This is a genomic window from Paenibacillus sp. 01T431, assembly GCF_056398625.1.
In genome coordinates, this window is sequence record NZ_JBFTPT010000001.1 from 12,256 (window position 1) to 27,166 (window position 14,911).

Consider the following 14,911-nt stretch of genomic DNA (forward strand, 5'->3'; position numbering starts at 1 on the left):
GTCTTTCGTGAAGCATACTTATACTAGATTTGCTCTAGCAGCATTTACTTTACTATATATCATAACACTTGTTGCTCATCCCATTGCGGCTCAAAGCACGCTGCCTTTTGATGATATATCAAGCAGCTATGCCAAACAGGAAATAATCGATTTGTATAATAAAAAGATTATAACGGGCACATCGGAGCGAAGCTTCTCACCGAAGCAATCGATCTCGAGAGCGGAGTTTGTCACTGTGCTGGATCGGCTGCTCGGGCTTGAGCCTGTACCGACGCCAGTATCGCCATATACTGATGTACCTATGAAGGCTTGGTATTACGGATGGATTCAGGCTGCTGTGCAGCTTGGCTTAGCAGACGGCGTCAGCGCCTCTTTGTTTGCACCTGCGAAGGCAGTTACAAGGCAGGAAGCAGCCGTATTATTAACGAGAGCATTGAAGAAGCTGGATCATAAATCGGCAGTAAAGCTAAGCTTTGGCGATGACAGCCGCATTGCTGCTTGGGCAAGTTCTTCTGTAGCGGCGATGAACGCTCTTGGCCTTATGAAAGGTGACGATAAGGGGAATTTCCGTCCAGGCAATCCGATAAGCAGACAAGAAACCGCAGTAATGATTCATCGGGTGCTGCAAAATGTGAACTGGGCAGCTGAGCTTGCAGCTAAGCCCAAGGAAACGATAAAGCTAGGCTGGCAGTATGGCCAGACGACGCAGCAGTATGAACAAACGGTTTTGAATGCTAATGTAAACACCTTGTCTCCGCGTTGGTATTTTACAGGGGAAGCGGGAGAAATATCGGATAACACGGATCCTTCTCTTGTGACATGGGCGAAGCAGCATAATAAAAAAATATGGGCAATGGTCGGCAATCGCTCGGATCAAGCGGCTACACATAAGCTGCTATCTAGTTCCGCAGCACGCACCAAAGCAATCACGCAGCTGACAGGGTTTGTTACAAAATACAAGCTGGATGGTCTTAATATCGATTTTGAAAATGTAGCCCCGCAGGACCGAGCAGCTCTGACTGCATTCATAACGGAGCTATCTAAAAAAATGAAGCTCTTGAACGTTACGCTCTCGCTAGATGTATCTCCTGACCGTGATACGGACTGGACCGACGCCTTCGATTTTGCTGCACTTGGAAAGCTTGCAGATTATATCGTATTGATGGGCTATGATGAACACTGGGGAGACGGCTCGGAAGCGGGCTCCAACGCTTCTATAGGTTTTGATGAAGCCGCTGTAAATAAGCTTCTTAAATTGGTGCCAAGCCAAAAGGTAATATTGGGCGTGCCCTTTTATAACCGTGATTGGGATTTAAAGAAGGACGGCAGTGTTGAGTCCTCTGCATTTATATCATTTGGTGAGCAGAATGCGCTCATTAGTAAATATGGAATCAGGCCTTTATGGGACGCCAAAATCGGGCAGTACACAGCTGTATATATGAAGAATGGTATACAGCATAAAATATGGGTCGAGGACGGGCGCTCGTTAACCGAAAAATATAAGCTGGCTGTAAAAAGCAAGCTTGCTGGACTAGCTTACTGGTACGTAGGCGGCGAAAGTCCGGATATATGGATAAGTCTAAAAAATGCGGATCGATTTTTGGGTTATTCCTTCTCCTAATAGTTATTTACCAAAACCGCTGAATTGATTCGCAAAAGCAAATGACATGGGCACCCCTCTAATCAAGAGGGGTGCCTTTTTTTAAGGCTGCTGCTAACCTATGAGATGAGGCATTATATGTTATGAATATGCTGTAAAGCAACGAAAACTAGATTCGTATTTTCCGAACTAGCTATTGCGTGGTGGAAATGTGTAAAATATGTTAGGCAGAGCGGTAATTATTGGTTATATGTAGATGAAATGAAGCCGCTAAGATGAGAGGGAGAGGGTCTATTCGTGAAAAAGTTTGCAGCATTATTTCTATCATTAGCTCTACTATTTTCTTTCGTAACGAACATCCAAGCAGAGGCTAAGCCTATTTCAGTTTGGATTGACGGCGAGCAGGTACAGCTTGGCAAGAATCAACCTACGATGGAAAAGGGAACGATTCTTGTTCCTGCGAAGACGGTTCTTCAAAAGCTTGATTTCCAAGTAACTTGGGATCAGAAAAATAAAGTCATTTCAGGCAAGAAGCAAGGACTAACCCTTTTATTCCAAATCGACAACTTAGGGGCAATGGCTAACGAGACGGAAATTGGATTGCTTGCTGCGCCTAAGATCGTTAAAGGAACTGTTTATATTCCTTTGCGTACGGTAAGTGAAGCAGCAGGTTATGAAATTACTTGGAATAAAGAGCAGCGCTCTGTTTCTCTTAAGGAGAATGAGCCAAGTAAAGGTTTCCTTTGGAAAGTAGAAAAGGACGGCAGCACCGTATATTTGCTGGGGTCGATACATATTGCGAACAAAGCGATGTACCCTTTGCGCTCTGAAATTCAAAAAGCTTATGATGCATCCGACTATTTGGTTGTAGAGGCTGATATTTCGAAGATGAATGATGAGAAGGTGCAAAAGCAAGTGCTTGATTTAAGCGTATTGAAGGATAATACAACGCTTAAAGATCATATCTCAGCTGATTCTTACAAGAAGCTTGGCGAGATTTTGAAGGAGAACGGCTTACCGGAAAATACGCTGGATACCTATAAGCCTTGGAGCGTTTCGTCTACTGTGGATTATCTTAGCTCAGCAAAAGAAGGTTATGATTCAGGCATAGGGATTGATGCCCATTTCTTGCAGCAGTCGCTGGAGAACAAGAAGCCAATTCTAGAGCTGGAATCGATCGAATACCAGCTTAATATGTTCAATAATTTTTCAGACAAACTGCAAGAAGAAATGCTGAAAGGTTCTATTGAGAACTATTTTGCAGAAGTATCAGGGATTGAAGATCTTACGAAAATGTGGGTTACCGGAAATGAGGAGCAGCTGCTCGAGCTGACGAAATCAGCTTCGTCGAATGCGGAGCTTAATAAAGCGCTGCTTACTGACCGCAATGCTCCAATGGTTGAGAAAATAACGGGTTACTTGAATGACACGACAAAAAAATCATATTTCGTAGTCGTAGGAGCTGCACATATGCTCGGCGAGAACGGACTCGTTCCACTGCTGGAGAAGAAAGGTTTTACTGTAGTTCGTCAATAACCGCATGTAAGAGAGAAGGCAATCACGCAGTGAGCGTGCTTGCCTTCTTTTTGTTCTTTGTATGATCAGCCGATATGCTGCTGCTGTTTGAGCTTAAGCTCAACAAGCAGCGCGTGCAGCTGCTCTGTCGCTAGGCCATGCAGTACGAGTCGAAAGCCTGCTTTAAGCGTCGTGAGCGGCACCATGGGATGTTTGTTGTTTATAAGCGCCAGTCGGTCGTTGCTGCCGATAATTTTGGAAGCAAGGATGCCAATCGTTTCATCCAGCTGAAGGGAGTTCGTCGCACGCCAGAAGTCATTATCGGTTAGAAACATTTGATAGACAGGGGTGAAGCATTCAATGGCGGTCGTCAAATCCATAAAATTGGTCCAGCGATTAGGCATTTGCTCAATAGGCAGAGGTTCCGATGTGATGGCGTTAAAGTTAAGCCGGTCCTGCTTTGTAACCTCAATTCCTTTGTGACGCATCTCGCGATTAAGATTGATGACGAAGTTGTATAAATTGAGATCGTGAATGAGAAAAAGATCATCTTTTACCGGCTCCAGATTGGTTGGTTTGAGCGGGTTCATCTCGATCTGAACGTCAGGCACATTATCACGAATGAAGCCAAGCACCTCAGAGCCAAGATAGAAGTGGCGCAAAATCATATAATTAGCATCTGGGCTTACGAAGGTTTTCATTCCGAAATGCAGGACGCGGTGCAGCAGCCGGGATGAGGTGAGTGCTTTAGGTACGATTATTTTGTAAACCTGAAGAACAATAATCATTAATCTCGCAAAAGGACGCAGTACGGGCAGCAGAAACTGCCGTGATCTGCTAGAGCAATCCTTGAGGTAAGCAGCCTTGGCCTCCTCATTGAAGGGAATGCTCTGATCCATAAAGATGGCTAAAAACGGATTGGGATCGTTTTTGTCATGCGGCATTTGATGAAAATAATCAGTTTTGCTCATACATTGCCCAGCTCCTCTAATTGCAGCAAGTATAAGCGCGCCGTCGTTTTAGCTGTTTTCACTATTCGTCCTGCAATCTCCGCAGTGAGCATCGGATGCTGGACGACTGCCTCGAGCCTCTCAAAGTGCTTCTCATCAGAGTCGCTATGATAAAGCAGGAACGACACTTCTTCATCGCTAAGCCCAAGCTGATCGCGAATCATTTCGCCCCAGTAGCGCGCCATACGGCATCCAAGTCCCTCTATAATCCACATAGCGCCAATGAGATCAACGGGATTCTCGCGGCTAGCACGCTGGAACAAATAAGCCGACAATGCTTCACTGCCAATATTTTTTTCGCCTGATTGTATGTGTGCTAGGTCCCCGCCGATGGCGACGTAGTTGCGTTCTAGAATTTGAAAGTCACGATGCTCGTCACGCGCATGGGCAATGAACGTCGAACGAAGATCGATATGCTCAATCGCGATATACGAGGCGGCACGAGCAATCCACTGCGAACCGTCAATGACCTGTTGGCGGATGTTTTCCATTAGCAGCTTGTAGTCATGAAGGGTAAATTTGTTGTTGTACAGCTTATGAATAACCGGGACATGAGCCAGCTTTTGCTCAAAATCAATCCAAACCTGTACGAGCTGCCTAACGAGCTGCGCTTGAACGTGGTCTGCTTCGTTATATTCGAGATGAGGTGCCTCAGGCTGCCTCTCTTCAAACAACGGATCTGCGATATGTCGCACATCAGCTGTGTCGCCAACAACCGTCAACAGCATATAGGAGGTTTGGAATCGGCCGCTTTCCGGCACCATGCATAACACCTGCTCACCTGGCTTCAAATGGCCTTCGTTAAGCAGCTCCTCCAGCATGATGTAGATTGAAGCAGCACCGGTGTTGCCCTTCGTATATAAATTCGTAAACCATTTCTCCTCAGGAATGGTGAGTCCGCCAAGCTGCAGCAGCTTAAATATTTCGTCGCGGAAAAAATGAGATGAATAGTGGCATACCATCCAATCGATAGCGCTCGGTTCGATTTTGCCCTCATCTACCAGCTCGAAAAATCGATTAACCCCGACCTTAGGCATTTCATTAACGAGCCGAATATCTTGTTTGAGATTAAGAGCCCCGTCGTCAGCAGCTTCATGAATGGTGGCATAGTCAAGCCAGCTTTGCTGCTCGGCATTATCCTTGTTGGTTCCTGCATACATGCAGACATCGTATAGAGTAGCGTAGGATTTGTTGTCGATCCATTCGATGCGCAGGGATAAACCGCTGGCGGCAGGTTGATGCTGAAGAACCGCTGCACCTGCTCCATCGGACAGCATAAACCGAAGAAAGTCAGTGTCGAAAGGAATGGGATGATCGGCGACACCCTTTTGCGCTTCGAACCTCGTATTTTTGAACACGCGGCTCGGAAATTCACTGGCGCAGGAAATGGCGGTTTGCTGCTCTCCTGACTGCACATGCAGGAATGCGTTTTTCATCGCCTGCATACCGCTGGCGCAAACGCCGTGATGTGTCGCAACCTCCATGACAGGCAGCTTCGTTTCGGCATGCACCATACTTGCGAAGCCGGGAACAAGCAAATCACCTTGGGTCGTACCGACAGCGAGAAATGCGATTTGATCGCTCAGTGCCGCATGGTTGCGGGAGAGCGCATCTTGTATCGCAAGTCCTGCCATTTCTGCATTTGAATATAGGCTCTCTTGTTCTTTGTTTATCGCATAATGCCGAAAGCGTATTTTGTTTTGATCAAGAATGCGCCGCATCGACTTGGAGCTTTTACCGTTTATTTTGCCGAGATAATCCTCGATTTCATCATTACCGATAGGGGAGCCGGGAAGAAATTTACCAATGCTGGTTATATAGACGGGATTCATCAAGCACCTCCAAATAAGAAATATTTATAAGTCTTATGATCGGTTATGCAGCGTTTCAAGCCTAGTACTAACTTTATTTGGTACCGCAATTAAAGTAGGGCTTGAATATATGCATGATCGTCTTATATAATAAACGCATATCAAAACTGATGACTGACGGAGGTAACCCAGCCGATGAAGTAAGTACACGATTCCTGTAAACAACTTGTTTAAGTACAAGCGGCGTTCTCATAGCGAGAACCGGTCAGGGATACGTGCGTCGATTTGGGGACTTATGGATAGTCAATCAGCAGCGATAGATACGAGATGTTTACCCGCTAACTAGCGGTGTGACTCATCGTTATTTTCGTTTACCTGATATTCCCCTGCGTATTCGACCGTGTGCCGCTGGCCACGGTTTTTTATTATGTTTTTTTGAAATGGGGAATGTTCAATGATGCTATTAAAAGTTAAACATGTGAACAAGGAATGGGACGGCAATATCCTGTTCGAGAATATAAATTTTGAAGTCAGAGAAGGCGAAAGGCTGGCTCTGTTTGGACGAAATGGCGTGGGCAAAACGACGCTGCTGCAAGGACTGACTGGCAGAATCTCATTCGATGACGGTGAGGTGCAGCGGCTGCTTCCTCTTGCAGAGTGGGGCTGGCTCGACCAGCAGGCACAGATGAATTCCTCACTCACGCTGCTTGAATTCGTGCATGCAGGCACAGAAGAATTGTTCCGATTAAAACGGTCGATGGTGGAGTTAACAAGGCGAATGCAAGAGGATGCAAATGAGTCGCTGTTAAGCGAGTACAGTGAACTGTACGAACGTTATGCGCAGCTTGATGGCTATAGCTGGGAGATGAAGGTGGAGAGATGCTTAACGCAGTTAAGCTTTGATCCCTCGCTGTGGCACTTATCATTTTCGCAGCTAAGCGGAGGTCAAAAGACGAAAGCACAATTAGCCGCGCTGATGGTAAGAGAGCCGAAGCTAGTTGTGCTGGATGAGCCGACGAATCACTTGGATTCTTCGGCTCTGGATTGGCTGGAAAAATGGGTGCAGGATTACCCGGGAACGGTTATTTATGTGTCGCATGATCGTACGTTTATCGACCGGACAGCAACGACTGTTCTTGAGTTTGAGCGAGATGGGTGCCGGCGCTATTCGGGCGGATATACGCAGTATAAGACGCAGAAAGAGCTGGAGCTAAGGACGCAGGAGGCGCTGCATAAGAAGCAGGAGCTGGAGCGTGAGAAGCTGCTTGAGAGCATACGCATGTATGCCGAATGGTTTCAGCAGGCGCATAAGGCGGCGGGTCAAAATGATTTTCTTAGATCAAAATCTAAGAAAAACGTGTCGCGTCTGCATGCGAAGGAGTCTGCGCTTGAGCGGTTGCACAAGGATAAGGTGCAGAAGCCGCGCGAGGACTCACAGCTGAAGATGCAGCTGGAGTCCGACGGTTTTGCAGCGGCTACGCTGCTTCGGATGGAGGACGTTAGTTTTGCCTATGAGGGGCATAGGAGTGTTATAAGCAGGTTAAACCTCACCTTAGGTAGAGGTGATCGATTAGCTGTGCTTGGTCCGAATGGTGTAGGCAAGTCGACATTGTTAAAGCTTGCGACAGGGAGCTTGCTGCCTAGCTTGGGCAAGGTTAGCATTCATCCGCAGGTGAAAATCGGATATTTTGAGCAGGAGCTTGATAAGCTCGACAATGAGATGACCATCCTTGACAGCTTATTGCTGCTGCCAGAGATGACGCAGTCGCATGCAAGGACGATTTTGGGCTGCTTCCTGTTTACGAAGGAGGACGTATTTAAGCGAATCGGGGACTTAAGCATGGGTGAGCGATGCCGAGTAGCATTCTTGAAGCTTTATTTTGGCAAAGCGAATCTGCTCGTGCTTGATGAACCGACGAACTATTTGGATATTAGCACGCGAGAGCAGGTCGAACAGGCGCTTCAGCATTATCCGGGTGCCGTTCTGCTTGTCACGCATGATCGCTATTTAATTCGCCAAGCCGCTAATCGACTGCTCGTACTCGATGGAAAAAGTGAACCGAGCTTGTTCCACGGATCGTATGAGGAGTATGTATCTAAGGATCGAAGCCGGCTGCTTTCAGCGGATGAACAGGTAAGCCAAAACGAGCGGGAGATGCTGCAGCTGCGTTTAACGCAGCTTATGAGCTGCGCTGAGCCGGAAGATCCAGCGGAGCAGAAGCAATTGATGAATGAAATTCGCCAGCTGCGCGCGCAAATAAATAGCTGATGGGTAAGCTGGAGGAAGGTGGATTTACAACATGGTTAGGAGAAACATGGCGTTTATAGTCTTAGCGATGCTCATGCTGGCTGGATGTGCTGGTCAGGAGCAGGATAAAGTGCCGAAGCAAACTTCAGCTTCAGATGAACCCTATGACTATACGATTAATGAGACGGAGGATGTTATTGCAAAGTCCGGTGAAGTAACGAATAGCGAGAGATTAGATGCTTTTGTGAGCGGAGCTATAGATCAGGTGCGAGTTGTACGTTTTATAACGGAAGGAAACCCGATTTTTTATAATCTTGCGTGGGCGGAGGATCAGATCGAGGTGCGTTACGATACATCACAGGATCAGTATGGATCATCAAGCGTAAAAACCTATTCATGTGACGGTTTGAAAAAAGAAGAAACGGGACGCGCTTACGCCTATAAGCTAAGTGGCTGTGGCGCAGCCAATAAGCCGATAGATTTGTTGGACGTTCCGATTTAGGCAGTAGATATAAGGGAGGGGCTCTCCTTAAAGCAATCTCCGAATATACAGCCCCCACTTTTCATTTAATAATCTGAAAAAAAGAACCTTCAAATTCACTTTCATAGTGGTTTTGAAGGTTCTTTTGCAAATACTATGGCATTCTCTTACTCAGATTTACCCTTTTAGCATATCCCCTCTTTTTGTTGCTATGAAATTGTGAAGAGTAGTATGACTGGAATTTGAAAGTTTGAAATACAATATATGGTTTACATCTACATGGATATAAATTACAGTATTTACAATATGAATGATAGCAGATGTTGTGAATACGAATGTGTGAACATGAAAATGTGAAATTAAAGCTGGTAAGAGTGGAGAACGATATGTCATAGGAGCAGCTGGCTGACGCGTTTGGAGCTACTAGGTAGACGGTCGGACTCATTGAAGCTGGCAATTACAATCCGAGTATTCGTCTGTTTATCGCTATTTACAAGACATTCGGCAAAACGTTAAACGATTAATTTTGGGAGGCATCTTGATGAAGGTTTAGAAGCTCGTAGATGAACGGATCACGTCAGAGGTGCAAAAGTAGGGGCATCACGCGTTCGGCATTTTAGCTAACGAACTACAGTGGCCTTATTTGCTTCATAGCGTTCTGTTTTTGAATCTAACGAACACAGCGAGCCTTATTTCTTGTAATTTCGATCGTTTGGTCTCCATTAAGGGCAGATAACGACTCCTGAGTTCGTTAGATATTAATATAGCCCTGAAATTCAAGAATAACGACACCTGAGTTCGTTAGGATAAAGCATGAAACACAGATGGTTGAGGTAAGCCACTATACTAGAATGCTTTTGGACTAAAGTATTGAAAGATTTTAGTAGAGATTGATAATTGAGTGTTGAGTGAATAAAAAAATTCACAATTAACGGAAGTATCTATAACGTTAATGATTCAACCATTACTCGGAGGTGAGTACCATCTTAAAGAAGAAAAAGGCAATATTTATCGTTGTAGCTATTGTAGTTGTTTTTACATGGATTCTTACCTTTCTATCTCCCGAGTGGACGATCCGCAGACATATACTAATGAGCTTGCAGCCTATCAATAGCTTGGAAGCGGATATTTCCACAACGGGCAGAGTAGATGAAAAGTACGGTCATTTATACAATGTGAACGGGTATATGCATTACCCTACGGGAGATGAGCTGGGAGCCGTTTATTTGAAGAAGCTGGGGCCGTTATGGTATGTAGCGAGTGTAGGGACGGGTCCGTGATGAAGAGGAAAGGGGTTGTCCTATAAGCAATGACATCTGCTTATGGGACAACCCCTATTTTTAAAAGCACTGCATCCAACGTACGAGGCAATTGAAGCGTGGGATTATCGATTCACATCGACTTGAAGATTATGTTTTTTGAAAATGTGAATCATGGCGGTTTTGGCTTCCTCTTCATCTGGACCATGTATTTCAAGGTGGTAGGCATGGGTTTGGTACAAGATGATGCTAAGTCCAAGGATGCTTTTGACATCGATAAATTTGGAATCACTGGTGCGGAGAACGATGCTTGATTTAAAATCGGCCGCCATTTGATTAATATCAACGATAGCTCTGATACCAGCTGTCATTGGATAACCTCCGTTCCACTTTTCTTGTTTATCTGTACTCCCGCGGTATTCTGCGTGCTACTCCTGTCTTGATAGCTGCTCTAATGACGAGATCGCGAATGGCTTTCACAACGGCCTGATTGAAAACGCTCGGAATAATGTAGTGCTTGCTTCGTTCTTCATCCGAGATTGCGGATGCGATCGCCTCTGATGCCGCCAGCTTCATTTCCTCGTTAATCGTAGTTGCTCTGCAGTCCAGTGCCCCGCGGAAAATACCAGGGAAACATAGCACATTGTTAATTTGGTTCGGATAATCCGAACGTCCGGTGGCGATTACCCCTACAATATCCTCAACTTCCTCAGGCTTGATCTCAGGTGTTGGATTCGCCATTGCAAAGACGATAGGGTTTTCGGCCATCGCCATAACATCTTCGCGTCGCAGCAGTCCTCCAGCAGAAAGTCCAATGAATACATCAGCGCCTTGGATCACGTCTCGTAAAGAGCCTTCAACGCGGTTCGGATTGGTATGCTCGGCATACCAGTTCCACATGCGGTTATCATAGTCAGTTCCAGCGGTTATCGCGCCGTTCCGATCTACACCAATGATGTTTGTAACGCCGGCGGATAAAAGAATTTTTGTGCAAGCGACGCCTGCTGCACCGATTCCGCAAACAACGACCTTAATGTCATGAATGGGCTTATTCACAATTTTTAAAGCATTGATTAGTGCCGCATACAATACAACTGCTGTACCATGCTGGTCATCATGAAATACTGGAATATCGAGTTCTTCACGCAATCTTTCTTCAATCTCAAAGCACCTCGGCGATGAAATATCCTCAAGGTTAATTCCGCCGAAGCCGGGAGCAATCGCCTTAATAGTTGCGATAATTTGCTCGGTATCTTGCGTATCAAGGCAGATAGGGAAGGAGTCTACGTCTGCCAGCTGCTTGAATAGCATGGATTTTCCTTCCATAACAGGCATAGCTGCATAGGGGCCAATATTGCCAAGCCCTAAGACAGCGCTGCCGTCCGAAATGACAGCAACCGTATTTCTCTTAATCGTTAACGTAAATGCTTTTCTTTGTTCTTCATGAATGGCTAAGCAGACGCGAGCAACATCGGGCGTATAAACACGAGAGAGATCGTCGCGGTTCTGAATAGGCGATTTCAGTTTAGTTTCGATTTTACCGCCAAGATGCAGCAGAAATGTTCTATCCGAAATATTCACTAGCTTGACTCCGTGCAAGTTCTTAATCATTTCGGTAATAATGTTAATATCGACTGTATCCGTGACGGTAATGGTAATATCTCTTATCGTCATATGCTGACTGGTCTGAATGACGTCAATGGCCACGATATCTCCACCGGCTTCGAAAATAGAGGATGCAACCTGTCCGAAATGTACCTCTTTCGTATTCATTTCGAGACGCAGTATTACACTTTTCCCACCTAGTTTGTTGTTATCCATGGCTACCCCCATCAAATCTGTATTTTTTATCGTTCGTAATTAACCTTCTTCGTTAATGACAACCTCTTTCCCTCTCTTCTTTAGCAAAATAGGTATAATTAACCAGAGTGCTGCGATAATTAAGAAAACAAGCGACATCGGTTTTTGCAAGAAAATCATAAAATCTCCATTAGATGTCGTTAATGCTCTCCGCATATTGTTTTCAATCATTGGCCCGAGTACTAAACCAAGCACGAGTGGAGCTAGCGGATAATCATTTCGTACAAGAAAGAACCCTGCAATTCCACAGCCGAGCAGCAGCATTAAATCAAAGACTTGTGCCTGAACCGCATAAACACCAAATATAGAAATGGCAATAATGATTGGAATCAAATATTTCGGAGGCGTCTGAATGATTTTTGCAAATACCTTAACTAACGGCATATTGAGTACGAGCAAAATGAGATTTCCGATTAACATACTGGCAATTAATCCCCAAGCTACTTGAGGATGTTCCTCAAATAACAAAGGACCTGGCTGAATGTTATACATAATCAAAGCGCCCATTAATATAGCGGTTGTACCTGAGCCTGGAATACCAAGTGTAAGTAAAGGGATCATAGCCCCGCCTGATGCTGCATTATTAGCGGATTCAGGGGCAGCTACACCGGCAATGTTGCCTTTGCCAAAAGTTTCTGGATTTTTGCTTATTTTTTTCTCCAAAATATAACTGAAAAAAGAAGCTAAAGTCGCACCGGCACCAGGCAAAATACCAATAAAAAAGCCTAAAACCGAACCTCGGGCAATCGGTCCTGCACTATCCTTCAAGTCCTTTTTTGTCGGCAGGATACGTTCAATTTTTGCTGCTTTACCGGCGGTGTAGTCTCTCTCCAAAATGGTTTTGAATACTTCTCCCAATGCAAATAGACCAACTGCTACTGTTAAAAACTCAAGGCCGGAATAAAGCAACGGCATGCCGAAAGTAAACCTTGCAACACCCGATACGGTGTCCATTCCTATGGTTGCGAGCAGCAGTCCGAATACGGTCATAATGAGAGCTTTCGTAATGGACTTTCCAGCCAAGCCGCTTACGGCGCATAGACCAAGAAGCATTAAGGAAAAATAATCTGCAGGACCAAACTTTATCGCAACCTCTGATAGTGGTTCTGCTAATACGATGAGCGCGATGACAGCAAATACTCCTGCAACGAAAGAACCGATTGCAGAGATGGATAAGGCAGCACCAGCTCTACCCTGTCTAGCCATTTGATAGCCGTCTAATGTTGTCACGACAGAGGAGGATTCCCCAGGTGTATTAAGCAGAATAGAGGTCGTTGATCCTCCGTACATCGCACCGTAATAAACGCCGGCCAAAAGTATGATAGAGCTTGTGGCCGCTGCTTCAGGAGCTAATCCGCCCGTCATTGATGCAGTTACAGGTATAAGCAAGGCGACACCGCTCATGGGTCCTATACCAGGCAATACCCCTACAGCCGTACCTATCAACACGCCGATGAAAGCAAAGAGCAAGTTATGCCATTGAAAGGCGGTCGCAAAGCCGTCTGCGAGAAATTGTAGTGTATCCATTCATATGCCTCCTTTAGTTACGATAGCCATGACGGAAAACCAGGCATTGAACCTTCCAGAATGACAACAAAGATGACGTAAACGCCGACTGCAAACAATCCGGAGATCAAGATCGATTTTAGCCATTTTCCTCTTTCCAAAACTTGAAAGCTAATGAGAAGGAAGAGGAATGTCCCGATGATATAGCCGATCGTTTCTAAGAAGAAGGCGTATAAAAAAGCAGAAGCGAAAATAATGAGAAACTTCTTGTAATCAAGCTTTCCCGCTTTGCTGCTAGAGCCTTTAAACTTTAACACTTCGTAAAATAGGCGTAAGCTTAAAATGACAAGCAGCGCCCCCAGACCAAAGGGAACGATATTAGGACCAACCTTGCTGCCGTAGGATGAAGCGCTAATTAATGTGCTCTGCCACATGAATCCAACACCGAGAAGGAAAAATATAATGCTGGCGTATCGATCAAATGTTTTGTTCAAGGCCTTCACCTCCGATGAATGATGAAAGGAGAGGAGAGAGACTAGCTCTCTCCCATCCAATCACTCATGCTTATGCTTTTATCAAGCGTTTGCTCTTCGTTCAGTCATTTACTTCTGCATACCGAGCGCTGTCAACAGCTCTTGTACCGCAACTTCTTGCTCAGCAAGGAAGGCAGTGAAATCTTCGGAGTTTTTGTATTCGCTGACCCAATCGTTTGCTTTCAATTCTTTCGCCCATGCTTCGTGTTCAGAGAGAGATTTTAACGTTTTATCCCAGTAAGCGATTTGCTCTTTTGTCATGCCTTTTGGACCTAATACGCCGCGCCAGATCGTGAACTCTGCATCTATGCCCAGCTCTTTTAACGTTGGCACATCCTTGAAGTCACCTTCAATCCGTTCATCAGAAGTTACGGCCAAAATTTTGATTTTTCCTGCTTTTAAATAGCTGCCAAGAGAAGAGATGTCTGTTCCAATCGCATCAGCATTGTTGCCGAGCAGCGCAGCAATGGCTTCGCCTCCGCCATCATAGGACAAGTACTTGACTGTTTTAGGGTCAACGCCTGCTCTAAATGCGGGCAGTACGCTAATTAAATGATCCATAGAACCTGGCGCTGATCCTCCGGCAAGCGTAACTTTAGAAGGGTCTGCCTTAATGTCGTTAATTAGAGAATGAAGATCGTTGTATTTGGAATTTGCAGCAACCGCGATTGCACCGTAGTCCTTCGTTATTTGTGCGAGCGGGGTAACATCCTTGTAGCCGTAAGGGCTGTTTCCTTCTTTTTTGAGATTGTTAATAAGAATAGGCGGGGAGCTGACAAACAGCTTGTATGGGTCATTCTTGTCTTTGGTTACATATTCGGCTAAAAATACAGTGCCGCCGCCGCCGGGCTTGTTCTCAACAGTCATCGTTTGATCAACGAGCTTTGTTTCACCTAGCACTTTGGCCAAGGACCTTGCTGTTTTATCCCATCCGCCGCCAGCTCCCGATGGGGCTGTCACAATGAAAGGTTTCTCAGGATAATTAGCCGATCCGCCTTTTGATGCTGTTCCGCCGCAGGCCGTCAAACTAACAGCAACAAAAGCAGCAGCTACTATAGTTTTCCAATTTTTTGTTTGGTATCCCATAC

12 protein-coding genes are annotated in these 14,911 nt (G+C 45.4%); 5 read left to right on the top strand and 7 right to left on the bottom strand.

Going from position 1 to position 14,911, the window contains the following annotated elements:
* The first annotated feature begins 7 nt into the window (after nt 1-7).
* Together AC1DM9_RS00100 and AC1DM9_RS00105 are read left to right on the top strand one after the other, a co-directional pair.
* Nucleotides 8-1,621, top strand: coding sequence for an S-layer homology domain-containing protein (locus tag AC1DM9_RS00100; RefSeq protein WP_477577969.1), 1,614 nt, complete (start codon nt 8-10; stop codon nt 1,619-1,621).
* Nucleotides 1,622-1,897: 276 nt separating this feature from the next.
* Nucleotides 1,898-3,136: a TraB/GumN family protein gene (locus AC1DM9_RS00105; protein WP_477551272.1), complete on the top strand. Its 1,239-nt coding sequence runs from the start codon at nt 1,898-1,900 to the stop codon at nt 3,134-3,136.
* Nucleotides 3,137-3,201: 65 nt separating this feature from the next.
* Here the strand turns inward: AC1DM9_RS00105 and AC1DM9_RS00110 are convergent, their stop codons facing one another.
* Together AC1DM9_RS00110 and AC1DM9_RS00115 are read right to left on the bottom strand one after the other, a co-directional pair.
* Nucleotides 3,202-4,086, bottom strand: a complete 885-nt coding sequence (locus tag AC1DM9_RS00110) for a DUF6999 family protein (RefSeq protein ID WP_477509945.1) — start codon at nt 4,084-4,086, stop codon at nt 3,202-3,204.
* A complete protein-coding gene (locus AC1DM9_RS00115; RefSeq protein WP_441885026.1) occupies nt 4,083-5,957 on the bottom strand; it encodes a 3-oxoacyl-[acyl-carrier-protein] synthase III C-terminal domain-containing protein in 1,875 nt (624 codons plus the stop codon). Before AC1DM9_RS00115 ends, AC1DM9_RS00110 begins: the two co-directional genes overlap by 4 nt.
* A 433-nt stretch (nt 5,958-6,390) precedes the next feature.
* On the opposite strand from AC1DM9_RS00115, the gene abc-f reads away from it, so the two are divergent.
* The 3 genes from abc-f to AC1DM9_RS00130 all read left to right on the top strand — a co-directional run bounded on the left by abc-f (nt 6,391) and on the right by AC1DM9_RS00130 (nt 9,945).
* Complete coding sequence (abc-f, locus tag AC1DM9_RS00120) at nt 6,391-8,205, top strand: ribosomal protection-like ABC-F family protein (protein ID WP_477577970.1); 1,815 nt, start codon at nt 6,391-6,393, stop codon at nt 8,203-8,205.
* A 31-nt stretch (nt 8,206-8,236) separates the two neighbouring features.
* A complete protein-coding gene (locus tag AC1DM9_RS00125) occupies nt 8,237-8,686 on the top strand; it encodes a DUF4362 domain-containing protein (protein WP_477509943.1) in 450 nt (149 codons plus the stop codon).
* A 953-nt stretch (nt 8,687-9,639) separates the two neighbouring features.
* A complete protein-coding gene (locus AC1DM9_RS00130) occupies nt 9,640-9,945 on the top strand; it encodes a hypothetical protein (RefSeq protein ID WP_477577971.1) in 306 nt (101 codons plus the stop codon).
* A 104-nt stretch (nt 9,946-10,049) separates the two neighbouring features.
* Here AC1DM9_RS00130 and AC1DM9_RS00135 read toward each other — a convergent pair whose 3' ends face one another.
* From AC1DM9_RS00135 to AC1DM9_RS00155, 5 genes are all read right to left on the bottom strand, one after another.
* Entirely contained in the window at nt 10,050-10,295 is a 246-nt protein-coding gene (locus AC1DM9_RS00135; RefSeq protein WP_339205101.1) for an HPr family phosphocarrier protein, read from the bottom strand.
* Between the two features lie 28 nt (nt 10,296-10,323).
* On the bottom strand, nt 10,324-11,745 hold the full coding sequence (locus AC1DM9_RS00140; RefSeq protein WP_339205100.1) for an NAD-dependent malic enzyme: 1,422 nt from the start codon (nt 11,743-11,745) through the stop codon (nt 10,324-10,326).
* Nucleotides 11,746-11,784: 39 nt separating this feature from the next.
* Nucleotides 11,785-13,311, bottom strand: coding sequence for a tripartite tricarboxylate transporter permease (locus AC1DM9_RS00145; protein WP_339205099.1), 1,527 nt, complete (start codon nt 13,309-13,311; stop codon nt 11,785-11,787).
* 17 nt (nt 13,312-13,328) lie between these two features.
* Nucleotides 13,329-13,784: a tripartite tricarboxylate transporter TctB family protein gene (locus AC1DM9_RS00150; RefSeq protein ID WP_339205098.1), complete on the bottom strand. Its 456-nt coding sequence runs from the start codon at nt 13,782-13,784 to the stop codon at nt 13,329-13,331.
* Between the two features lie 108 nt (nt 13,785-13,892).
* A complete protein-coding gene (locus AC1DM9_RS00155; RefSeq protein ID WP_076267383.1) occupies nt 13,893-14,909 on the bottom strand; it encodes a Bug family tripartite tricarboxylate transporter substrate binding protein in 1,017 nt (338 codons plus the stop codon).
* Nucleotides 14,910-14,911 lie beyond the last annotated feature (2 nt).